Origin of the sequence: Promicromonospora umidemergens (assembly GCF_024171995.1) — a bacterium.
In the GTDB taxonomy this organism is placed as follows: Bacteria; Actinomycetota; Actinomycetes; order Actinomycetales; family Cellulomonadaceae; genus Promicromonospora; species Promicromonospora umidemergens.
Window position 1 is genome coordinate 44,482 of record NZ_JAMTCT010000019.1, and the last position, 23,194, is coordinate 67,675.

At 71.5% G+C, this 23,194-nt stretch carries 19 protein-coding genes; 3 read left to right on the forward strand and 16 right to left on the reverse strand.

The genetic code is table 11. From position 1 onward, the window contains the following. Positions 1 to 17 precede the first annotated feature (17 nt). Together opcA and pgl are read left to right on the forward strand one after the other, a co-directional pair. Positions 18 to 947 (forward strand): glucose-6-phosphate dehydrogenase assembly protein OpcA, encoded by a 930-nt coding sequence (opcA, locus tag APR04_RS23410; protein ID WP_253874980.1) that lies wholly within the window; start codon positions 18 to 20, stop codon positions 945 to 947. Next, positions 947 to 1,744, forward strand: a complete 798-nt coding sequence (gene pgl, locus APR04_RS23415) for a 6-phosphogluconolactonase (RefSeq protein WP_253874990.1) — start codon at positions 947 to 949, stop codon at positions 1,742 to 1,744. Before opcA ends, pgl begins: the two co-directional genes overlap by 1 nt. Positions 1,745 to 1,832: 88 nt before the next feature. On the opposite strand, the gene APR04_RS23420 is transcribed toward pgl, so the two are convergent. The 15 genes from APR04_RS23420 to APR04_RS23490 form a co-directional block, all read right to left on the reverse strand. Further along, on the reverse strand, positions 1,833 to 2,195 hold the full coding sequence (locus APR04_RS23420; RefSeq protein WP_253874992.1) for an RNA polymerase-binding protein RbpA: 363 nt from the start codon (positions 2,193 to 2,195) through the stop codon (positions 1,833 to 1,835). A gap of 54 nt (positions 2,196 to 2,249) precedes the next feature. Further along, positions 2,250 to 2,492: a preprotein translocase subunit SecG gene (gene secG / locus APR04_RS23425; RefSeq protein WP_253874994.1), complete on the reverse strand. Its 243-nt coding sequence runs from the start codon at positions 2,490 to 2,492 to the stop codon at positions 2,250 to 2,252. 280 nt (positions 2,493 to 2,772) lie between these two features. Continuing rightward, positions 2,773 to 3,543, reverse strand: a complete 771-nt coding sequence (gene tpiA, locus APR04_RS23430) for a triose-phosphate isomerase (RefSeq protein WP_253875099.1) — start codon at positions 3,541 to 3,543, stop codon at positions 2,773 to 2,775. 120 nt (positions 3,544 to 3,663) lie between these two features. Continuing rightward, a complete protein-coding gene (locus APR04_RS23435) occupies positions 3,664 to 4,875 on the reverse strand; it encodes a phosphoglycerate kinase (RefSeq protein ID WP_253874996.1) in 1,212 nt (403 codons plus the stop codon). 129 nt (positions 4,876 to 5,004) lie between these two features. Beyond that, the gene (gene gap / locus APR04_RS23440; RefSeq protein ID WP_253874998.1) at positions 5,005 to 6,009 is read right to left on the reverse strand and encodes a type I glyceraldehyde-3-phosphate dehydrogenase; all 1,005 of its coding nucleotides are present in this window, start codon (positions 6,007 to 6,009) and stop codon (positions 5,005 to 5,007) included. 314 nt (positions 6,010 to 6,323) lie between these two features. After that, positions 6,324 to 7,304 carry a DNA-binding protein WhiA gene (gene whiA / locus APR04_RS23445; protein ID WP_253875000.1) on the reverse strand — a complete coding sequence of 327 codons (981 nt, stop codon included), beginning with the start codon at positions 7,302 to 7,304 and terminating at the stop codon, positions 6,324 to 6,326. A gap of 178 nt (positions 7,305 to 7,482) precedes the next feature. Beyond that, the gene (locus APR04_RS23450; protein ID WP_253875003.1) at positions 7,483 to 8,493 is read right to left on the reverse strand and encodes a gluconeogenesis factor YvcK family protein; all 1,011 of its coding nucleotides are present in this window, start codon (positions 8,491 to 8,493) and stop codon (positions 7,483 to 7,485) included. Then, positions 8,490 to 9,428 (reverse strand): RNase adapter RapZ, encoded by a 939-nt coding sequence (gene rapZ / locus APR04_RS23455; RefSeq protein WP_253875005.1) that lies wholly within the window; start codon positions 9,426 to 9,428, stop codon positions 8,490 to 8,492. Before rapZ ends, APR04_RS23450 begins: the two co-directional genes overlap by 4 nt. A gap of 19 nt (positions 9,429 to 9,447) precedes the next feature. After that, complete coding sequence (gene uvrC, locus APR04_RS23460) at positions 9,448 to 11,394, reverse strand: excinuclease ABC subunit UvrC (RefSeq protein ID WP_253875007.1); 1,947 nt, start codon at positions 11,392 to 11,394, stop codon at positions 9,448 to 9,450. Between the two features lie 58 nt (positions 11,395 to 11,452). After that, positions 11,453 to 11,938: an OsmC family protein gene (locus APR04_RS23465; protein ID WP_253875009.1), complete on the reverse strand. Its 486-nt coding sequence runs from the start codon at positions 11,936 to 11,938 to the stop codon at positions 11,453 to 11,455. Between the two features lie 43 nt (positions 11,939 to 11,981). Then, positions 11,982 to 12,659, reverse strand: a complete 678-nt coding sequence (locus APR04_RS23470; RefSeq protein ID WP_253875011.1) for a response regulator — start codon at positions 12,657 to 12,659, stop codon at positions 11,982 to 11,984. Next, complete coding sequence (locus tag APR04_RS31135; RefSeq protein WP_253875014.1) at positions 12,656 to 14,011, reverse strand: sensor histidine kinase; 1,356 nt, start codon at positions 14,009 to 14,011, stop codon at positions 12,656 to 12,658. The genes APR04_RS23470 and APR04_RS31135 overlap by 4 nt, the downstream gene beginning before the upstream one ends. Positions 14,012 to 14,058: 47 nt before the next feature. Next, positions 14,059 to 15,165: an acyltransferase family protein gene (locus APR04_RS23480; RefSeq protein ID WP_253875016.1), complete on the reverse strand. Its 1,107-nt coding sequence runs from the start codon at positions 15,163 to 15,165 to the stop codon at positions 14,059 to 14,061. A gap of 135 nt (positions 15,166 to 15,300) precedes the next feature. Further along, positions 15,301 to 18,246, reverse strand: a complete 2,946-nt coding sequence (gene uvrA / locus APR04_RS23485) for an excinuclease ABC subunit UvrA (protein WP_253875018.1) — start codon at positions 18,244 to 18,246, stop codon at positions 15,301 to 15,303. Positions 18,247 to 18,329: 83 nt separating this feature from the next. Beyond that, complete coding sequence (locus APR04_RS23490; RefSeq protein ID WP_253875020.1) at positions 18,330 to 21,110, reverse strand: tetratricopeptide repeat protein; 2,781 nt, start codon at positions 21,108 to 21,110, stop codon at positions 18,330 to 18,332. 285 nt (positions 21,111 to 21,395) lie between these two features. Between APR04_RS23490 and APR04_RS23495 the strand changes: the two genes are divergently transcribed. Continuing rightward, positions 21,396 to 21,632, forward strand: coding sequence for a hypothetical protein (locus APR04_RS23495; RefSeq protein WP_253875022.1), 237 nt, complete (start codon positions 21,396 to 21,398; stop codon positions 21,630 to 21,632). 84 nt (positions 21,633 to 21,716) lie between these two features. Here the strand turns inward: APR04_RS23495 and sthA are convergent, their stop codons facing one another. Further along, a complete protein-coding gene (gene sthA, locus APR04_RS23500; RefSeq protein ID WP_253875024.1) occupies positions 21,717 to 23,135 on the reverse strand; it encodes a Si-specific NAD(P)(+) transhydrogenase in 1,419 nt (472 codons plus the stop codon). Positions 23,136 to 23,194: the final 59 nt, after the last annotated feature.

The following is a 23,194-nucleotide window of genomic DNA, read 5'->3' on the forward strand; positions in this document are numbered from 1 at the left end:
GAAGGTGAGCACGTCCAGTGATTATTGACATGCCCGATACCACGAGCAACCACGTCAACAAGCGCCTCGTCCGGCTGCGCGACGAGGGTGGTGCGGTGGCCCTCGGCCGCGTGCTCACGCTCGTGGTGCTGGCCGACGAGCGTGACGTCGAGGAGTCGGTCGAGGCCGCCAACGACGCGAGCCGTGAGCACCCGTGCCGGGTCATCGTCGTCGCGCCCGCCGCGGGCAGTTCCGACGGCCGCCTCGACGCTCAGATCCGGGTGGGCGGTGACGCCGGCGCCTCCGAGGTGGTGGTGCTGCGCGCCTTCGGACCGCTCCTCGAGCGGACCGACACCCTCGTGATGCCGCTCCTGCTGCCGGACGCACCGATCGTGGCCTGGTGGCCGCGTGAGGCGCCGGCGGTGCCGTCGCAGGACCCGGTGGGCGCCATGGCGGCCCGCCGGATCATCGACAGCACCGTCGCGAAGAACCCGGTCGACATGCTCGCCAACCTCGCCGGGACCTACGCCCCCGGCGACACCGACCTCGCCTGGGCGCGCGTGACCCTGTGGCGGGCGATCATCGCGGCCGCCATCGAGCAGCCGCCGTTCGAGCCGGTGCTCTCCGTGACGGTCGAGGGACAGACGCGGCACACGTCGCTCGACCTGCTCGCCGGGTGGCTCGCTGCGCGGCTGCGGTGCCCGGCCGAGGTGGTGCGCACCACCAGCGACGACGCGATCACCCGTGTGACGCTGGAGCGCAAGAGCGGCCCGATCGTGCTCGACCGGCCCGACGGCCGCACCGTCACGATCACCCAGCCGGGCAAGCCTGCGCGCCGGATCGCCCTGCCGATCCGTGCGCTCAACGAGGCGCTGATCGAGGAGCTGCGCCGGCTCGACCCGGACGAGATCTTCGAGGAGGCGCTCATCCGCGGGCTCAAGCTGGTCACCGCTCGGACGGCTGCCTGATGTCGCAGTCGGCGGCAGGCCCGACGCCGGGGGTGCGGCTCGTCGTCGTCCACCCCGACAAGGAGGTGCTCGCGCAGGCGACGGCCGCGCGGCTGCTCACGCGCGTGCTGGACGTGCAGTCCGTCCGCTCCCCCGTCCACGTGGTGCTCACGGGTGGTTCGGTCGGCATCGCGACGCTCGCCGCGGTGGCCGCGAGCCCGCTGGTGCCTGCCGTCGACTGGTCGAGCGTCCACCTGTGGTGGGGCGACGAGCGGTTCCTGCCGGACGGTGACCCGGACCGGAACGAGACCCAGGCGCGGGAGGCCCTGCTCGACGGCCTCGTCGCCGAGCACGGGCTCCCCGAGGCCAACGTCCACCCGATGGCGGGGCCGACGTCCGTAGCGACCTCCGAGGAGGGCGCCACGGACTACGCGACGCTCCTCCGTGGGCACGCGGGCGAGCAGGACGAGGACCCGGAGGGCGTGACGGTTCCCGCGTTCGACGTCCTGCTGCTCGGCATGGGTCCTGACGGGCACGTCGCCTCCCTGTTCCCCGGCCACGAAGGTCTGGCCGCGCAGGGCACGACGACGGGTGTGCACGGCTCGCCCAAGCCGCCGCCGGAGCGTGTCTCGCTCACGTTCGACGCGATCCGGTCGGCCCGCGAGGTGTGGATCGTCGCGGCGGGGGCAGAGAAGGCGGAGCAGGTGGCGGCGGCGCTGGCCGACGGCCCGGTGACGGAGGTACCAGCGGCGGGCGCCGTCGGGCAGGCGCGCACGCTGTGGCTGCTGGACGTGGAAGCGGCGGGCGCGCACGCGTAGCAGCTCGTCGAACACCAGCGGCGAAGCAGAGCGCCTGTCCCGGTCGACAGACCAGGGCAGGCGCTCTGCTTCGCCGCTGCAAAAAACCTTAGCGTGCTACGCGTCCGCCGCGGCGGGTACGCAGTGCTTCCAGCGCCTCCTCCAGGAGGGCGGCGCCGTCCTCCTCGGAGCGGCGCTCCTTCACGTAGGCGAGGTGCGTCTTGTACGGCTCGTTCCGCACGGGAGCCGGCGGATTGACCGGGTCCATCCCCGCAGGGAAGCCACAACGCGGGCAGTCCCACTGCGTGGGGGCCTCCACGTCCTCGCCCACCGAGAAGGTCGGTGCCGTCTCGTGCCCGTTGGCACACCAGTAAGAAACTCGGATGCGCGGGGCTGTGTCGCCGCGCTCCGTCTCCCCGAGAGGGCCGGCGCCTACCCGGCTCCCCCGAATCGCATGACCACCTGATGCCACGTCTGTCGTCCCCTCTGTGTGCGGCCGTCAGCTGCTAGGCGCTTGGCGACCGGGTCAGCTGACCTTCTGGATGAGCCCGAGCAGGACGATCACCACTACCCACACGAGGGCGAAGGCGATGGTGATGCGATTGAGGTTCCGCTCGGCCACGCCGGAGGAACCGGCGCCCATCGAGATACCGCCACCGAACATGTCGGACAGCCCGCCACCCTTGCCCTTGTGGAGCAGGATGAGCATGGTGAGGAAGCCGCTGGTCAGGACCAGCAGGACTTCCAGGATGATGCGGAGCGCGTCCACGGGTTCACGTCCTCGGTTGTAGGTGTGCCGGGCGTGTCCCGGCGGCGGATCGGTCAAGAGTAAGCGAGACGTACCTCACAGTGCGAACCTCCTGTTCACGGGCTTGCAGGGCCGTGAACAGGAGCCGCACCAGGAACATCACGCCCGAGCGAGAGTACATCAGGGAGATTGCGGGACGGTCTCGGACACCGAAATGTCCGCCGCCTTGGCTGTGAGCGCGATCGTTGCTGCTACCCGCCCGTTCCGGGCGCGACGATCACGCTCACAGCACGAGCGAGGGTCAGGCGGTGACGTGCGACTGGTAGCGCGCGATCTTCGCGAACTCCTCGGGGTCCAGGCTGGCCCCGCCGACGAGCGCCCCGTCGACGTCGGGCTGCGCCATGATCTGCGCGACGTTGCCCGACTTCACCGAGCCGCCGTACAGGACGCGCACGCCGTCGGCGACGGTCTGGTCGTACAGCTTGCCGAGGACCCCGCGGATCGCACCACAGACCTCCTGCGCGTCCTCGGGGGTGGCAACCTCGCCGGTGCCGATGGCCCACACGGGCTCGTAGGCGATGACGACGTTCGCCACCTGCTCGGCCGACACGTCCGCCAGCGCCGCCTCGACCTGCGCGAGCGTGTGCGAGACCTGGTCGCCAGCCTTGCGGACCTCCAGGCCCTCGCCGACGCACAGGATCGGCGTCAGGCCGTGCGCGAAGGCCACCCGCACCTTCTCGTTGACGAGCGCGTCGGACTCGTCGTGGTGCTCACGGCGCTCGGAGTGCCCGATCGCCACGTAGGTGCAGCCCAGCTTCGCGAGCATCGCCCCGGAGACCTCACCGGTGTACGCGCCGGACTCGTGCTTCGAGATGTCCTGGGCGCCGTAGACGAGCTCCAGCTTGTCCCCGTCCACGAGCGTCTGCACCGACCGCAGGTCGGTGAACGGCGGCAGCACCGCCACCTCGACAGCGGTGTAGTCGTGCTTGGCGTCCTTCAGGGACCAGGACAGCTTCTGGACCGTGCTGATCGCCTGCTGGTGATCCAGGTTCATCTTCCAGTTGCCCGCCATCAGCGGCGTGCGAGTGGTTGCCACGTGTTTCTTCCTTCTCTCAGAGGTACGACTGATCGGTCGGCTGGGTCGGCTCAGCCGGCGCTTGTCTGCCGGCTCAGCCGGCGCTTGCCTGCCGGCTCAGCCGGCGAGGACGGTGAGGCCAGGGAGCTCCTTGCCCTCCAGCAGCTCGAGGCTCGCGCCGCCGCCGGTCGAGATGTGGCTGAACCCGGCCTCGTCGAAGCCGAGCGCGCGCACGGCCGCTGCCGAGTCGCCGCCGCCCACGATGGAGAACGCACCGTCCGACGTCGCGTCGATGATGCCCTGCGCGACCGCCGTGGTGCCTGCCGCGAACGCCTCGAACTCGAAGACGCCCATGGGGCCGTTCCACGCGATGGTCTTCGCGTCGGCCAGCTTCTCGGCGAACAGCTTGCCGGACTCCGGGCCGATGTCGAGGCCCATGGTGCCGTCCGGGATGGCGTCCGCTGCGACGACCTGGTGGGGCGCGTCGGCAGCGAACGAGTCGGCCGCGACGATGTCGACGGGCAGCACGATCTCGACGCCGTTCTTCTCCGCGGTGTCGATGTACCCCTTGACGGCCTCGATCTGGTCGTCCTCCAGCAGGCTGTTGCCCACCGACAGGCCCTTGGCCGCGAGGAACGTGAAGACCATGCCGCCGCCGATGAGCAGCCGGTCCGCCTTGGTCAGCAGGTTCGCGATGACGCCCAGCTTGTCGGACACCTTGGAGCCGCCGAGCACGACGGCGTAGGGGCGCTCCGGGTCACCGGTCGCCTTCGACAGCGACTCGACCTCGGATCGGACCAGGTCGCCGGCCGCCGCGGGCAGCACCTGCGCGACGTCGTACACCGACGCCTGCTTGCGGTGCACCACGCCGAAGCCGTCGGAGACGAACGCGTCCGCGAGCTGGGCCAGCTCACCGGCGAGCTCGGCGCGCTCCGCGTCGACCTTCGAGGTCTCGCGCGCGTCGAAGCGGACGTTCTCCAGGAGTGCGACCTGACCGTCGGCCAGGGCGTCGACCGTTGCCTTCGCCGACGGACCCACGAGGTCCTCGGCGAGCGGCACCTCCTGGCCCAGCAGCTCACCCAGACGGGCGGCGACGGGCGCGAGGGAGTACTGGGGGTCCGGCGTGCCCTTGGGGCGGCCGAGGTGCGCCAGCACGACGACGCGCGCACCGGCGTCGGCCAGCCGCTTCAGTGTCGGCAGGGCGGCGCGGATGCGGCCGTCGTCGGTGATGACGGTCGTGCCGCCCTCCGCAGAGAGGGGGACGTTGAAGTCTGAGCGGACCAGGACGCGCTTGCCGCGCAGGTCGCCGAGGGAGTCGATGGTCTTCATGAGCTCTCCAGGTTGAGGTTCCGGCAGTCAGGATTTTCGCCAGTCGGGTTCCGTGACATGACGACGTCCGCGTGCGCCGGCTGGCCGATGCGCACGCGGACGTCGAGGATCACGCTGGGAGAAAAGCCGTCAGAGCTTCTCGCCGACGAACACGGTGAGGTTGACGAGGCTGTTCGAGTAGCCCCACTCGTTGTCGTACCAGGAGACGACCTTGACCTGGTTGCCGATCACCTTGGTGAGCTTCGAGTCGAAGATGCTCTGGTGCGGGTTCGTCACGATGTCCGAGGAGACGATCTCGTCCTCCACGTACTCCAGCACACCCTTGAGCGGGCCCTCGGCAGCGGCCTTGACCGCGGCGTTGACCTCCTCGGCCGTCACGTCCTTCGACGTCTCGAACGTGAGGTCGGTGGCCGAGCCGGTCAGGATGGGCACGCGCAGCGCGTAGCCGTCGAGCTTGCCCTTGAGCTCCGGGAGCACCAGCGCGACGGCCTTGGCGGCACCCGTCGTGGTGGGGACGATGTTCTGCGCGGCCGCGCGGGCGCGGCGCAGGTCCTTGTGCGGGCCGTCCTGCAGGTTCTGGTCACCCGTGTAGGCGTGGATCGTGGTCATCAGGCCACGCTCGATGCCGATCGAGTCGTTCAGTGCCTTGGCCAGCGGGGCGAGGCAGTTGGTGGTGCACGACGCGTTCGAGATGATGTGGTGCGCCGCCGGGTCGTACAGCTCGTTGTTGACGCCCATCACGAAGGTGGCGTCCTCGTTCTTGGCCGGGGCCGAGATGATGACCTTCTTGGCGCCGGCGTCGATGTGCGCCTTCGCCTTGGTGGCGTCCGTGAAGAAGCCCGTCGACTCGATGACGATGTCCGCGCCCAGCTCGCCCCAGGGGAGGTTCGCGGGGTCGCGCTCGGCGAGCGCGCGGATCTTCTTGCCGTCCACGATGATGTTGTCGTCGTCGAAGTCGACGGTCTTGCCGAGGCGGCCCAGCGTCGTGTCGTACTTGAGCAGGTGCGCGAGAGTCTTGTTGTCGGTCAGGTCGTTGACGCCCACGACCTCGATGTCTGCACCTGACTCGACGAGAGCCCGGTAGAAGTTCCTGCCGATACGGCCGAAGCCGTTGATGCCGACGCGGATGGTCACAATGCCCTCCTCAGGGGGCGCCGGCCGTCCCGGCGCACACGTTTCCTTGTATCTGTCGCCACTGGCGTCGATGGTCGACGGCACAGTGCGTTGCCGGGTAGTCCGCGCGCCGCGACCTCGCGACGACCCGTACGGGAAACGCGATGGTCACGGCGTCGTCACCTGACGATTTCGAGCCTATACCCGAACCCGGCCGAACCGTGACCCGAGCCGAGACAGCGTGGGACTCAGGGTTCTGTTCGTTCTCACAGGACGGATCGGGCGGTCAAGGCTCTGCGGTCAGGGTTCGGCGGTCACGGCTCGGCGGTCACGGCTCAGAGGTCGAGCAGGTCCGCCGGCAGTCCTGCCTCGGTGTCGGGGATGCCGAGCTCGAGGGCGCGCTTGTCCGCCGTCGACAGCAGCCGGCGGATCCGGCCCGCCACGGCGTCCTTGGAGAGCTGCGGCTCGGCCAGGCGACCCAGCTCCTCGAGCGAGGCCTGCTTGTGCGCGAGGCGGAGCTCGCCCGCCTGGCGCAGGTGCTCGGGCAGCTCGTCGCCCAGGATCTCGAAGGCCCGCTGGACCCTGGCCCCCGCCGCCACGGCGGCCCGCGCGGAACGGCGCAGGTTCGCGTCGTCGAAGTTCGCGAGGCGGTTGGCCGTGCCGCGCACCTCGCGACGTTCCCGACGTTCCTCCCACACCTTGAGCGTCTCCGGTGCGCCGATCCGTTCCAGCATGCGCCCGATGGAGTCGCCGTCGCGGATCACCACACGGTCGATGCCGCGCACCTCGCGGGACTTGGCCGGCACACCCAGGCGGCGTGCGGCGCCGACCAGCGCGAGCGCGGCCTCTGGCCCGGGGCTGGTCACCTCGAGCGCCATGGACCGGCCCGGTTCCGTCAGGGAGCCGTGCGCGAGGAACGCGCCACGCCACACGGCCTCGGCCTCCTGCACGCCCGCCGACACGACCTCAGGGGCCAGGCCGCGCACGGGACGGCCGCGTGGGTCGAGGAGGCCGGTCTGGCGGGCGAGCGACTCGCCCTCCCGCACCACCCGCACCACGAACCGCGAGCTCTTCCGCAGGCCGCCGGCCTGGACGACGATGAGCTCGCTCGTGTGCCCGTACAGATCGTGGATGGCATGTCGCAGCCGGGTCGCCGCCGCCTCGGTGTCGAGCTCCGCCTCGATCACTACCCGACCGGAGATGATGTGGAGCCCGCCCGAGAACCGCAGCGTCGCGGAGACCTCTGCCTTACGGCAGGACGTCTTCGCCACCCGCACCCGCGCGAGCTCCTCCTTGACCTGTCCCGTGAGCGCCATGGGCGTCATACTGCCATGGTCACGCGCCGACCATCCGGGTGGAATCGCGGACGCTCGGGCGAATTGTCCCGGCGTGTCGCCTGACAGGGGCTGACAGTTGCGTCACACGCGCCGACGAATCACGGAAAAGCACCTCGTCGCGACGCCCTCTCCCCGGCCGTCCCGGCGAGCGACAGGGTCAGACGTCGCCGTAGACGCCCTCGAACACGTCGCGGTAGGCGGCGGCCAGCCGCAGCCCGTCGTGCTTGGCGGTGTCGTCGCCGCGCCGGACCTGGCGCATGATCACGCGCGCGCCCATGGACGCGGCGGCGGCCTCCAGCGCCGCGACATCCTCCACGGCGGACGGGTCGGCCAGCACTGCGTCGATCCGCAGGCCGGGCGCGTGCTTGTGCAGCGCCTCCAGGTGGTCGACGGCGGTGAGGCCCGCCGTCTCGCCGTTCTCCGCCGACAGGTTCAGCGTCACGCAGCGGCGGGCCTTGGTGGCGTGCAGGGCGTCGGCGAGCGCGGGCACCAGCAGGTGGACGAGCACCGAGGAGTACCAGGACCCTGGGCCAAGGACCACCCAGTCGGCGTCGAGCACTGCCTGCACCGCCTCCGGCGAGGCGGGCGGGTCGGCCGGGAGCAGGCGAAGCTGCTCGATCCGGCCCTCGGTGACGGCCACGCGGCTCTGGCCGACAACGGTCTCAAGGGCCGGCTCGGGCTCCGCCGGCGAGGCGGGGTGCCGGACGTCCGCCTCGACCACCAGCGGGACCGACGCCATGGGCAGCACCCGGCCCCGGGCGCCGAGCAGGCGGCCGACCCAGTCCAGGCCCTCCACCTCGTCACCGAGCAGCTCCCAGAGCGCCACGATCAGCAGGTTGCCCATCGCGTGGTTGTCCAGCTCGCCCGACGACGAGAAGCGGTGCTGCAGCATCGCGCTCCAGGTGCGGCCCCACTCGGAGTCGTCGCACAGGGCCGCGAGCGCCATCCGGAGGTCGCCGGGGGGCAGCACGCCGAGCTCGTCGCGCAGGCGGCCGGACGAGCCGCCGTCGTCGGCCACCGTCACGACTGCCGTCAGGCGGTCCGACATGAGACGCAGCGCGGACAGGCTGGCGGACAGCCCGTGGCCTCCGCCCAGCGCGACCACGGACGGGTTCTTGCTCCACTCCGGCGCGGGGACGTCAGGTACCCCGGGGGCGTGCGGGATCATTCGCGGCCCAGGTCCCGTGCCGAGACGGAGACGAGCTGCCCGCGGGCGCGGAGTCGTTCGGCGATGGCTTCCGAGATGGCGACGGACCGGTGCTTTCCGCCCGTGCATCCCACAGCGATGGTCACGTAACGCTTCTCCTCGTTGAGGTAGCCGGCGAGCACCGGTGCCAGGGCGTCGACGTAGCGGTCGATGAACTCGACGGCTCCGGGGCGCGCGAGCACGTAGTCGCGCACCGGCTGGTCCCGACCCGTCAGGTGCCGGAGCTCGGTGATCCAGTACGGGTTGGCCAGGAACCGTACGTCCACCACGTGGTCCGCGTCCAGGGGTATGCCGTACTTGAACCCGAACGAGATGACGTTGACCCGCAGCACCTCGTTGATGTCGTGCGCCAGCCACGCCCGGATCTCCCGGGCGAGGTCGTGCACGGACAGGTCGGAGGTGTCGACACGCAGGTCGGCCCGAGCAGCCAGCGTGGCGACCACCGACCGCTCCTCGGCGATGCCGTCGAGGATCCGGCCGTCGCCCTGCAGCGGGTGCGGGCGGCGCACCTGCTCGAAGCGGCGCACCAGGACCTCGTCGCTCGCGTCGAGGAACAGGATCCGGTAGGCCACGCCGGCCTCCGTCATGTGCACGAGCACCTTGTCCAGCTCCGCGAAGAACTCCCGGCCGCGCACGTCCACGACGACCGCGACGCGCTCGATGCTCGACCCCTTGGCCATGAGGTCGACCAGGGGCACCAGCATCATCGGGGGCAGGTTGTCGACCACGTACCAGTCGAGGTCCTCCAGCACGGCCGCCGCTCGCGACCGGCCGGCGCCCGACATTCCGGTGATCACCAGGACCTGCGGCTCGCTCCGGTCGGGGCCGTGCGTGGCTGCCTCGACCTCGGCGATACCGTCGGGTGCGGTGATGGGTGACGGCTCGGTGTTGCTCATGGACCCAAGCATGCCAGCGTCAGCCCTTGAGGGCGGCAACCACCGCCTCCGCCGTCTTGTCCCCCATGCCGCGCACGCTGGCGATCTCCTCGACGCTGGCGGCCTTGAGCCGTTTGACCGAGCCGAAGTGGGTCAGCAGCACCTTGCGGCGCGCCGGCCCGAGCCCTGGGACGTCGTCGAGCACGGAGGCGGTCATGCCCTTGCTGCGCCGTCTGCGGTGCTGCGTGATCGCGAACCGGTGCGCCTCGTCGCGGACGCGCTGCAGCAGGTACAGGCCCTCGCTGGAGCGCTGCAGGATCACCGGGTAGTCGTCGCCGGGCACCCAGACCTCCTCCAGGCGCTTGGCCAGGCCGCAGAGCGCGACGTCGGTGATGCCCAGCTCGTCCAGCGCCTTCTTCGCGGCGGCGACCTGGGGCGGGCCGCCGTCGACCACCACGAGGCTCGGCGGGTAGGCGAACCGCGCCTTCTCCTCGGAGGCGTCAGCGGCCACCTCGCCGCCGGACAGCTCCGCGGCCATCTCGACGTCGTTGGACCTGAGCCGGTCGGCGAGGTAGCGCTTGAAGCGGCGCGTGATGACCTCGTGCATGGCCTGCGTGTCGTCGCGGGCGCCGTCGCCGTCCGAACCGCGGATGCCGAACGAGCGGTACTCGCTCTTGCGGGGCAGCCCGTCCTCGAAGACCACCATGGAGGCCGACTGGTAGGTGCCCTGCGTGTGCGAGATGTCGTAGCACTCGATGCGCAGGGGCGCCGACTCCAGGTCGAGCGCCTCCTGGATCTCCGCCAGGGCCTGGCTGCGGGTCGTCAGGTCACCCGCGCGGCGCGAGCGGTGCACCATGAGCGCGTGCTCGGCGTTCTTGCGGACGGTGGCAGCGAGCTCCTTCTTGTCGCCGCGCTGCGGCACGCGCACGTCGACGCGTGCACCGCGCAGCCCGCTGAGCCAGGTGCCGACCTGCTCCAGGTCGGGCGGCAGTACCGGCACGAGGACCTCGCGAGGCACCGCGTCGCGGGCCTCGGCCCCGTCCACCTCGTCGGCGGCCCCGTAGACCTGCTGCAGCAGGTGCTCCACGAGCTCGCCGTCAGTGATGTCCTCGACCTTCTCGACGATCCAGCCGCGCTGGCCGCGGATGCGGCCCCCGCGGACGTGGAACACCTGGACGGCGGCCTCGAGCTCGTCACCCACGAGGGCGAACACGTCGGCGTCCGTGGCGTCGCCGAGGACCACCGCGTTCTTCTCCGTGGCACGTCGCAGGGCCTCGATGTCGTCGCGCAGGCGGGCCGCCTGCTCGTACTCCATCTCCGCGGCCGCCTCCCGCATGCGCTGGGTGAGCCGACGCTCGAACTTGGCCGTGTCGCCCGCCATGAAGTCACAGAAGTCCAGGACGAGCTCACGGTGGTCGTCGACGCTGATGCGGCCGACGCACGGCGCCGAGCACTTGTCGATGTACCCGAGCAGGCAGGGCCGGCCCGACTGGCCCGCCCGCTTGTAGACGCCGGCCGAGCACGTCCGGATCGGGAAGACGCGCAGCAGGAGGTCGAGCGTCTCCCGGATGGCCCAGGCGTGCCCGTACGGGCCGAAGTAGCGGGTGCCCTTGCGCTTCGCCCCCCGCATCACCTGGGCACGCGGCACCTCCTCCCCCAGGGTCACCGCGAGGTACGGGTACGACTTGTCGTCCCGGTACTTCACGTTGAACCGCGGGTCGTACTGCTGGATCCAGGTGAACTCCAGCGCGAGCGCCTCGACCTCCGTGCCCACGACCGTCCACTCGACGGACGCCGCCGTGGTCACCATCCGGCGGGTGCGCTCGTGCAGGTTCGCGACGTCCTGGAAGTAGCTCGCCAGACGCTGGCGCAGGTTCTTCGCCTTGCCCACGTAGATCACGCGGCCGTGCTCGTCGCGGAACCGGTAGACACCGGGCGCGGTCGGGATCTCTCCCGCCTTGGGTCGATAGGTAGCTGGATCCGCCATGCCCCCAACCTATGCGCTGCCACTGACACGTGGGAGCGGCCCAGCGACCGGCTCCGGGTCAGCCCGAGACGGAGAGCGGCGTGGGCGAGACGTGCACAGGGAAGTTCACCGACCGCGCGATGAAGCACATCGCGTGCGCCTTGTGGTGCAGGGCCGCGACATGCTCGTCGGTGGCGAGCTCACCCGCGTCCGCCACGACCTTCGGGTGCAGCGTCACGTCGGTGAACGCGCCCTCGCCGCGGGCCTCGACCCGCATGGTGCCGGTCGCCGAGTCGCGGTACTCGCGCACGACCAGGCCCGACTCCGCCGCGAGGTGCAGGAACCACAACATGTGGCACTGGCTCAGGCTCGCGACGAACAGCTCTTCCGGGCTGTTGCGTGCCGGGTCCCCCCGGAAGGCCGGGTCGGACGACCCGAGCAGGGGCGGCTTGTGCGGCAGGTCGATCTCGTGGTCCCGTGAGAACGCGGCGTACGACGACGTACCCGTGTCCCCCGCGCCCGTCCACCGCACCGTCACGGCGTAGTCATGCGTGGCTCCGCTCATGGGGTCAGCGTAGCGGCTGGTGGTCGGGACCACGTGGTCGGGATCACAGCGCCGCTCCCGGTGGCGTGGCGGGGAGGAGTCCCCGCCGGTACGCCTCTCCGACGGCGGCCGCACGGTCGCGCACCGCGAGCTTCCCGTAGACGTGCAGGAGGTGCGTCTTGATGCTCGCCTCGCTGATGAACAGGCGGCGGGCCGCCTCGCGGTTGGACGCGCCGTCGGCTACCAGCGCGAGCACCTCGAGCTCGCGCGCGGTCAGGAGCGCGGGCGGCGGACGGCGCACCTGGCCCATGAGATGGCCGGCCGCCGCAGGGGCGAGGATCGCCTCGCCGCGCTGCGCCGCCCGGACGGCGGCGGCCAGCTCGTCCGTGCCCGCGTCCTTGAGGAGGTAGCCCGTGGCACCCGCCGCGACAGCGGGCAGCACGTCCGCCTCGCCGTCGAACGTGGTCAGGACCAGGACCCGGACGTCCGGTGCGCGCTCGCGCAGCTCCGCCGTCGCCTCCACCCCGCCCAGCACAGGCATCCGGAGGTCCATGAGCACCACGTCGACATCGCCCCGCACCGCCCGGGCGACGGCCTGCCGCCCGTCGGGCACCTCGCCGACCACGGTGATGCCCGGGTCGTCGGCGAACGCGCCGCGCAACCCGTTGCGCACCACCGGGTGGTCGTCGGCGATCAGGAGCCGGATCGGGCGCTCCACGGCGGAGCCGTCCTGTGCGCTCATGCGCGCCCCTGCCCGGCCCCGGCCGCCCCCGCGGTGGCCTCGGAGCCCGGCCCATCGGCCGGGACCACGGTGCCCGCAGGGGCGGCCTCGCCGGTCGGGACGCTCGCGCTGACGGCGGCCCCCTCGCCGGGGAGGCTCTCCACGACGAGGGTCCCGCCGACGCCCGCGAGCCGCTCCCGCATGGCCGTCAGGCCGAAGCTCGGTGTGGTCGCGTCCGGCGAGAAGCCCGAGCCGTCGTCCCGGACGTCGAGCAGGACGGTGTCGTCCAGGTAGCTGAGAGTCACCCCCACCCGGCTCGCGGCCGCGTGCCGGGCGACGTTGGTCAGGGACTCCTGGGCCGCACGGAACAGCGCGACCTCCGCTGCGGGCGGCAGCGGAACGGCGTCGCCGGTGACGTCGCAGGAGCAGACCACGTCGTGGTCCGTCGCCCAGCGCCGGGTCAGGTCGGCCAGGGCCTCCGGGAGCCGGGAGCTCACCAGCTCACCCGGGTGCATGGACCGCACGGAACGGCGCGCCTCGGCCAGCGAGTCCCGTGCCAGGTCGAGCGCCCGGTCGACGTGCGGACGCGCCCGGTCCGGGTCGTGCCACACGCGCTGTGCGGCCTGCACCTGGGTGACGATCCCGGTCAGGCCCTGCGCCAGCGTGTCGTGGATCTCGCCGGCCAGACGACGGCGCTCGTCCGCCACGCCCGCCTCGCGCGCCCGCTCCACGAGCCGGGTGTGCAGCCTCTCGTTCTCGGCGAGCGCCAGCTCCAGTCGGGTGACCGAGCGCTGCTGCTCGCGCTGCTGCTCCATGCCCCTGACCGAGAGGACGTAGCCGCCCGAGATCGCGACGGTCTGCACGATGACGATCAGCACGAGCATGCCGATCGACCGGAGCGTCGCTTCCGGGCTGATCGTCACGAGGTTGATGACGAGCGACGTGGCGAGCACCCCTGCGGTGACCGCCGCCCACGAGCGCGGGTGGTGGGCCAGGTAGTAGGCGTGGAAGAAGCCGGCGATCACGAAGATCACGAAGTAGTCGTCGAGCGTCGCGAGCACCGCGGCGAGCGCCAGCAGGCCGGCCAGGTAGACGACGGTCACCACCCTGCCGCGGGCGAGCGGGTCGTGCCGGGTGTGGCCGGCGAAGATCCACCCGCCGGCGAGCGCGACGAGCGCGAGCTGCACCATCCGGGCGGCCGGGCCGTAGGTCCCTGGGCCCGGTGCGACGAGGCTGAGGAGCAGGGGGACGAGCAGCAGGATCCAGGGCAGGGCCACCAGGAACGCCTCGAACCGCAGCCAGACGTCCTGCCCGTGCAGGTCGGCGCGCCACTGGCGCGCGGACCAGCGTCGGGGTGTCTCGTCGTCGTCCACCGGATCCCTCTCCTTCCCGTCGTGGTACATCGTGACAGGCGGCGGGTTCAGAGCACCCGCCGTGCGCCCGGGATGGCGCGCACCGCCCGTGCGACGGCCCAGCACACGGGGAGCGCCGTGACCGCCAGGAGGGCGAACTTCGCGACGGCCGGCGCGTCCATCGGGGCGAGGACCAGGGCGAGCAGCACGAGCACCGGCCCGTGGACGAAGTACACGGCGTAGGCGTTGTCGGCAAGGAAGCGCAGCGGTGGGACCTGCGCAGCGAACCAGGTGCGGAACAGGACGAGCGCAGCGGCGGTGAGCCCGAGCGCCATGGCGACCGTCGCCGCGACGGCCACCAGCGACTGCCACGACCCTCCGCCGGCGAAGGTGTCCGGCGAGGTGATCACCACCGCCAGGTACACCGCGACGCCGGCCACGGCGGCGGCCGCACCCGTCCAGGCGGCCCGCATCGTGAGCGCCTCCAGCCACCCCCGGCGCAGCGCCAGCGTGCCGAGCCAGAAGAACGTCACGTACAGCGGCAGGTGGTCGGGTGTCGGCAGGCCCACCACGGGCCAGGTGGTCTCGGTCGGCACCATGATGCGCCAGAGCCAGACCGCCGCGGTCAGGCCCGCCGCGAAGGCAAGGAACGTCCTCGGCCGGGGCAGGCCCTGCCCAACGACGGGAGCAGCGGGCCGGCCGCGACGCAGGTGCCGCCACCCGGCGTAGACCAGGGACATGACCAGGAGCGTCTGGACGAACCACATGTACTGCGGGGTCGCGATGTCCGCCCACCAGTGCAGCGGTGACGTCCCGGCGCCGGCCGAGGGGTAGTCGTGCAGGTTCATCAGCGGGTTCAGCAGGACCAGGAACACCAGCAGCGGGATCCCCAGACGACGCAGCCGGTCCAGGGAGAACGCGCGCGCACCCTTGCGGTCGATCGACCCGGGGGCGAACAGGCCCGAGATCGCGAAGAAAGCGCTCATGAACCACATCTGGTTCAGGACGAGGAACAGGAGGAGCAGGACCGAGGTCGGGCCGCGGCCCGGTTCGTGATACGGCCATACGGGAAGCGGGCTGTAGACGACGGCCGCGTGGTGCAGCACCACGAGAACGGTCAGCCAGAGACGGAGGTTGTCCACGTACGCCAGGCGGGGCGCGGCCAGTGTGCTCATGCACCCAGCGTCGCGCCGGGCGGGCCGCCGCGGATCGGCCGCCGGGCCCACCGATCGGTGGAGATCCGGTCAGCCGATCGGTGGACATCGGCCTACCGATCGGCCGGGGCGGCAGCCGGTCGCGCGCGAGGTGTCTCAGGCCGTTGCGCCCGCCTTGGCCTTCGCGGTCCGCTTGGCCACCGGCTTGCGCTTCGCCGACCCTTTCGCCGGCGAGAGCACCGGAACCTCCCCCGCTCGCGCGTGCCCGTCGAGGATCTCCGCGAGGTACGTGCCGGTGTGGCTCTCCGGAACGGCCGCCACCGCCTCCGGCGTGCCCTCCGCCACGACGTTACCGCCGCCGCTGCCGCCCTCCGGACCCATGTCGATGACCCAGTCGGCGTTCTTGATGACGTCGAGGTTGTGCTCGATCACGATGACGGTGTTGCCCTTGTCCGCCAGCGACTGCAGGACGCCCAGCAGGCGCCTGACGTCCTCGAAGTGCAGGCCGGTGGTCGGCTCGTCCAGCACGTAGGCCGAACGGCCCGACGAACGCTTCTGCAGCTCCGCCGCCAGCTTGACGCGCTGCGCCTCGCCTCCGGAGAGCGTGGGCGCGGGCTGCCCGAGCCGCACGTAGCCGAGGCCGACGTCGACCAGCGTGGACAGGTGACGCGAGATCGCGGGGAACGCCTTGAAGAACTCCGCGGCCTCCTCGATCGGCATGTCGAGCACGTCGGCGACCGTCTTGCCCTTGAAGTGCACCTCGAGCGTCTCGCGGTTGTACCGCGCCCCGTGGCAGACCTCGCACGGCACGTAGACGTCCGGCAGGAAGTTCATCTCGATCTTGATGGTGCCGTCACCCGCGCACGCCTCGCAGCGCCCGCCCTTGACGTTGAACGAGAACCGGCCCGGCCCGTAGCCGCGGACCTTGGCCTCCTCGGTCTCCGCGAAGATCTTGCGGATGCGGTCCCAGACGCCGGTGTACGTGGCGGGATTAGAGCGCGGTGTGCGGCCGATCGGCCCCTGGTCGACGTGGACCACCTTGTCGAGCTCGTCCAGACCCGTCACGCGGCGGTGCCGCCCGGCCACCCGGCGGGCGCCGTTGAGCTGGTTCGCCATGACCGTGTAGAGGATCGAGTTCACGAGCGTGGACTTGCCCGAGCCGGAGACCCCCGACACGACGGTCAGCACCCCGAGCGGGAACGACACGTCGACGTCGCGCAGGTTGTTCTCGTGCGCGCCGATCACCGTGACCTGCCGGTCGTGGTCGATCGCCCGCCGCTCGGCCGGGACCGGGATCGAGCGCCGCCCGGCGAGGTACGCGCCCGTGAGCGAGTCCTTCTTCTCCAGCAGGCCCGCGTAGTCACCGGAGTGGATGACGTCTCCGCCGTGCTCGCCAGCGCCCGGGCCGATGTCGACGATCCAGTCGGCCGCGCGGATCGTGTCCTCGTCGTGCTCGACGACGATCAGCGTGTTGCCGAGGTCCCGCAGGCGGGTGAGCGTGTCGATCAGGCGGCGGTTGTCCCGCTGGTGCAGCCCGATGGACGGCTCGTCCAGCACGTACAGCACGCCGACCAGCCCGGAACCGATCTGGGTGGCGAGCCGGATGCGCTGGGCCTCGCCGCCGGACAGGGTGCCGGCGGGGCGCTCCAGCGTGAGGTAGTGCAGACCGACGTCGAGCAGGAAGCCGAGCCTCGCGTGGATCTCCTTGAGGACCTCGGTGGCGATCTGCGCCTCGCGTACCCCGAGCACGATGCCCTTGAGGAACTCGGCGGCCTCGCCCACCGGCAGGCGGCTGACGTCGGCGATGGACAGCCCGTCCACCTTGACCGCGAGCACCTCCGGCTTGAGCCGCGCACCGCCGCACGTGGGGCACGGCACCTCACGCATGTAGGCCTCGTACTTGTCCTTGGACAGGTCGGAGTCGGTCTCGCGGTGGCGACGCTCCAGGAACGTCACGGCACCCTCGAACCCGGTCGAGTACTGCCGTTCGCGGCCCCACCGGTTCTTGTACTTGACGTGCACCTTGTGGTCGCGCCCGTGCAGGATCGCCTCACGGGCGCGCTCGGGCAGGGCCCGCCACGGCACGTCCATGGAGAACTTCATCTCCTCCGCGAGCGCGGTGAGCACACGCTCGAAGTACTCCGACGACGTCTGCGACCACGGGGCGACGGCGCCGCCGCGCAGCGTCTGCTCGTCGTCCGGCACGATGAGCTCGGGGTCGACCTCCAGCCGGAAGCCGATGCCCGTGCACTCAGGGCACGCGCCGTAGGGCGCGTTGAACGAGAACGTCCGCGGCTCGATCTCGTCGAGCGCGAGGGTGTGCTCGTTCGGGCAGGCCCGCTTCTCGGAGAACTTGCGGGTGCGCGTCAGGTCGTCGACGTCTGCGTCCACGAGCTCGATCATCACGAGGCCGTTCGCCAGGGTCAGCGCGGTCTCGACGGAGTCCGTCAGCCGGCGCTGCACGCCGTCGCGCGCCACGAGCCGGTCCACGACCACCTCGATGTCGTGCTTCAGCTTCTTCTCCAGCGTGGGCGGGTCGGTCAGCTGCACGACCTCGCCGTCGACCCGGGCACGCGAGAAGCCCTTGGCCTGCAGCTCCTTGAACAGGTCCGCGTACTCGCCCTTGCGGCCGCGCACCACGGGTGCCAGCACCTGGTACCGCGTGTTCTCGGGCAGCTCGAGGATCTGGTCCACGATCTGCTGCGGCGTCTGCGACTGCACCTTCTCGCCGCACACCGGGCAGTACTGGGTGCCCGCGCGCGCGAAGAGCAGGCGCAGGTAGTCGTAGACCTCGGTGATGGTGCCGACCGTGGAACGAGGGTTGCGGTTTGTCGACTTCTGGTCGATCGACACAGCGGGCGACAGACCCTCGATGAAGTCGACGTCCGGCTTGTCCATCTGACCCAGGAACTGGCGCGCGTACGCGGACAGGGACTCGACGTACCGGCGCTGGCCCTCGGCGAAGATCGTGTCGAACGCGAGCGACGACTTACCGGAGCCCGACAGCCCCGTGAAAACGATGAGCCGGTCCCTGGGCAGGTCCAGAGAGACGTTCTTGAGGTTGTGCTCTCGGGCTCCCGAGACGACGAGACGATTGCTCACACAGGCATCCTAGGGCGCCTGACCGACATTCGCACGCCTGTTCTATGAACGATCCTGGCAGACTCGTCACACCCCCGCTGGAGTCAGCGCACGGCGCGGCCACCGGCCACTCCGGCCCGCCGCACGCGGGTCTGCAGGTCGAGGGCGCGCAGGAGGTCCTGCTCGTGGGCGTACGACCCGTCGACGAGCCGGCGCCGCACGTCCACGACCTCCTGCGCGTACTCCGCGGCCGTGTCGAACGTCTCCAGGTCGAGGTGGACGGAGACCATGTTCGACAGCGCGGCCGCCAGACCCGGCAGGTGGAGATCAGGGCTCCGGCGCGCCAGGTCCCTGCGCACGCGCACGGCCTCGGCCGTCGGCTCGATGCCCTCCTCCGAACGCCCCGCGTCGATGAGGGCTGCCCCGAGGTTCAGCAGCGCGTCGGCCAGGCCTGGCTCGAAGCGGTCCGGGTCTCTCGTGGCCAGCAGCCGTAGCTGGGCGACGGCCTCCTGGGTGGGCGCGACGGCGTCGGCGGCCCGGCCCAGCTCCGAGAAGAGCACCCCCAGGTTGGACAGCGAGCGCGCCAGGTACTCCTCGCCGGGCCGGCCCTCCTCCACGAGGCCGCGCCGGATCGCCACCGCCTCCTGCTCCAGGGGCAGCGCCTCCTCCGGCTCGCCGGAGCGGGAGTGCGTGACCGCCAGGTTCGAGAGGGAGGCCGCCAGCATCCGGCGATAGCGGGTCGGGTTCTCGCGGACGAGCCGACGGCGGAGGAGCACCGCCTCCCGCTCGATGGCTATCGCCTCGCCCAGGTCGCCGAGCCGGGAACGCACGGCACCGAGCGACGCGAGGCTGTAGGCCAGCGTCCAGGTGTGTGCCACAGGGTTCTCGCGGGAGAGCTCGCGCCGAAGGGCGACGGCCTCGTCGAGCGGCCCGATCGCCTCCCTGTCCCGGCCCAGCGCGGCGTAGGCGTTACCGAGGTTCGTCAGCGCGAACCCGAGCTGCGGCCGTTGCCGCTGGGCGGCCTGCAGCACGAGCCTGCGGCTGAGCTCCACTGCCTCCTCCGCACAGGGCAGGGCCTCCTCGGGGCGGATCTCGGTCAGCGTCACCGCCCGGTTGGACAGCGTCTGCGCCAGCGCGGCGCCCCACTGTCGCGGGTCGCGGGCCACGAGGGTCCGCAGGATCGGGACGACCTCGGCGTTCCGCGCCTCGTGCTCCTGGGGGTGGCCGGTCTCGACCAGGCTGACGGTCAGGCTGATCAGCGTGCGGGCCAGCTCGGGCTCCACCCAGCCCACGTCGCGCTCCGGAGCCGCCCGGCACAGCTCGAGCGACTCGAGCTGCAGGGTCAGCGCCTCCTGGGTCAGGCCAGCCCCCCAGTGGGCGGAGCTCAGCGCGTTGATCGCGTCGATCAGTCCCGTGCGGTACCGGTCGAGGTCCCCTGCCGCGAGGCGACGCCACGCGGCGACGGCGCCGTCCAGGGTGTCGAGCGCCTCCGCCAGCCGGCCCGACTCCTTCAGCGCGGCGCCGAGGTCGAGCAGCGCCTCTGCCCGGCCCACCGCGTCCCGCGCGACCGTGACGGCCTGCTGGCCCCTGTGGACGTCGTCAGCGGTACCACCGAGAAGGCTGCGCTGCTTGAGCAGGATCATCGTCCGCAGGGCGCGCGGGTCGTCGCCGCAGGAGTCGGCGGCGCGGCGGAGCAGCTCGCTCGCCAGCGCGGCCGCCCCTGGCTCCTCCCCCAGCTCGACCTCCAGGCGGCGGGCGACGCGCACCACCCGCAGCGCCGTCTTCCGGGACAGGCCCCACGTGCACGAGCCGACCAGGGCGACCGAGCGGCCGAGCCGGTCGACGACGAGCAGGTCGCCGATGCGGTCGTGCCCTGCCGCACTCGTGCCGAGCCCCACCACGGAACCCTGCAGCCCGAGCAGCCAGCGTGCCCCCGCGCGGCCGGGCAGCCCCGGGACGACCCGGCGCAGCACGTCCCGAGCGCTCACGGCGTCGTCAGCGCCGAGCAGGCACGCCGCCGCCACCACGTCCTGGACCTCGTCGATGGTCAGGTCGAGCCCCGCCTCTCGCGCCGACCAGGCCCAGGAGCTCGCCGCGACCTCGAGCAGCGCGCGCACCGGGTTGGGCTCGGTCGCCGGGACGGGCGTCCCCGCCGCGTCGAGCGCGGCCAGCGCGGCGGCCGCGTGCAGGTCGACCACGCGGGTGGCACCGGCCGGCTCCGGCGCGCGCACGGCGGCCACTCCGGGACTCTCGACACCGAAGCGCTCGGCGAACGCCGCCACCGCCGCATCCAGCACGACGTCGTCCGGCAGTCCGGGCGCCAGCGGCAGGTCCAGGGCGGTCTGCGTCGCGTCGTCGCGATCGATCCGTGCCCATAGCGTCGAACCCCAGCGCAGGCGGCGCAGCCACTCCCCAGCGACCCGGGCGAGCAGCAGGACACGGGTACGGCCCTTGGCCGGGCGGCCCACGGCGTCGAGCATCGCACCGAGGCCGAGCCGGGTCGCCGCGTTGTCGACGACGAAGAGCACGTCGCCCTCCGGTCGCGCACGGACGGTCGCGGCCTCACGGCCCCGCGGCACGGGAACGACGGTCCAGCCGGACCTGCTCATCCTGCCGCCGAACTCGTGCGCCAGACGGGTCTTGCCGAAACCGGCGGGCGCGACGACGAGCCGCAGCCGGATCGCGGCGTCGTCGTGGGCCCAGGCAGCGAGCTCGTCGAGCTCCTGCGCGCGACCCAGGAACGGTACGACCGCCCGTGCAGGGTCGAGCAGTGCGGTCGGCCATCGGACAGCGTCCTGCGGCGGACCGTCCGGAGCATCGGTGAGCGGGCCGCGGCGTACCGCTGTGCGGGCGGCCCGGACCGCGGCAGCCAGCCGGGTCGACATCTCCGAGACCACCACGATGAGCAAGTCAACCGGACGAACGTCCAAGGCTGCAAGGGGAACGGGTGAACTGACTCACGCTGTTAACAATGCGGAGCGTGCACGACCAGCGCCGCACGGTTGCCCGGGCCCTGGCGAACGCCGGGATGCGGCCCTGCATCGCACCGGTCGCCCGGCCGAGTCGGCAATCGGGGCAAATGTTGCATATCGCTCTAGATAGCGACATCCTTCCCTCGGCCAGGTGAAAAGCCCGGCCGCTCCACGACCGCACGAACGAAAGGCAGGCACGTGAGCCTGAACCTCAACAAGCTCGTCGACAAGGCCTACAACGACCAGAGCATCGCCGCGATCCTCGCGGCTCCGCCCTCGGCGCTGCTCGGCCTCACGGCGAAGCACGACGAGATGCTCGCCGAGCTCAGGATCAAGACGATCGAGGACCTGGGCAAGTGGCAGCACGCGCTCCACGCGCAGGCTCTCGTGACGCTCGCCGACGCCGAGGTGTCCTCGGTGGCCGGGGACAAGTAGGTTCGGTCGGCACGTCGCGACAGACGCGAGCCGGCGTCCGCACACCTCGCGGTGGGCGGACGCCGGCACCGGCACCGGCAGCCGTCAGATCCCGAACCGCTGCACGTCACGCATCTTGTTGGTCGCGTCAAGCGCCGCGATCTTGTACGCCTCGGAGAGCGTCGGGTAGTTGAACACCGTGTCCACCAGGTGGTCGACGGTGCCGCCGGTCGTCATGATCGCCTGGCCGATGTGGATGATCTCGGTGGCGCCCGTCCCGAACACGTGGACGCCCAGCACCTTCCGGTCCTCCGTCGAGACGAGCAGCTTGAGCATCCCGTAGGAGTCGCCGACGATCTGCCCGCGCGCCAGCTCGCGGTAGCGCGCGATCCCCACCTCGTACGGCACGCCAGCCGTGGTGAGCTGCCCCTCGGTGTCCCCGCAGTAGGAGATCTCGGGGATCGTGTAGATCCCGATCGGCTGCAGCTCCAGCACCGACGAGACCTGCTCGCCGAACGCGTGGTACGCCGCGAGCCGCCCCTGCTCCTGCGAGGTCGCCGCGAGCGCCGGGAACCCGATCACGTCGCCGACGGCGTAGATGTGCTCGACGGTGGTGCGGAACTGCTTGTCGACCTGGAGCCGCCCGCGCTTGTCCGCCTCGAGCCCTGCGGCGGCGAGCGCCAGGCCGTCGGTGGAGCCCTGGCGCCCGGCGGAGTAGAGCACGCAGTCGGCCGGGATCCGTTTTCCGGAGGCCAGCGCGGTGATCGTCCCCTCGGCGCCTGCCGTCACGGACTCGACGGTCTCGCCCAGCCGGAACGTGACCGACAGGTCGCGGAGCTGGAACTTGAGCGCCTCGACCACCTCGGAGTCGCAGAAGTCGAGGATCTTCTCGCGCGCCTCGACGACGGTGACCCGTGTGCCGAGCGCGGCGAAGACCGACGCGTACTCGATGCCGATCACGCCGGCACCGACCACGACCATGGTCCGGGGCACCTCGCTCATGTCGAGGATGCCGTCGGAGTCGACCACGCGGACGCCGTCGAACGCGATGTTCGCGGGCCGCGCCGGCCGGGTACCTACCCCGATGACCACCTTGTCGGCGCTCAGGCGCCGGACGACGTCGCCCTCGGCGTCCGTCACCTCGATGTCGTGCGGCCCGGCGAACCGGGCGCTGCCGACCACGGTCTCGACCTGGTTGCGGGCAAGCTGGTTGCGCACGACCTCGATCTCCCGCCCGATGACGTGCTGCAGGCGGGCGAGCAGGTCCTGGACGGTGATGCGCTCCTTGAGCCGGTAGCTGGAGCCGTACACGTCCCGCATCTGCAGCCCGGTCAGGTAGAGGGCTGCTTCGCGCAGGGTCTTGGACGGGATGGTGCCGGTGTGGAGGCTCACCCCGCCGACGTTGTCGCGCCGCTCGACGACCGCCACCCGCCTGCCTAGCTTGGCGGCGCCGATCGCGGCCTTCTGACCACCGGGGCCAGAGCCGATCACGACGAGGTCGTAGTGGTTCTCACGTGCATCCATGGTCAGAGTGTGCCGGTGCGAGCGCCCTGGGACGAACTACTTCATCAAGAATTAACCGG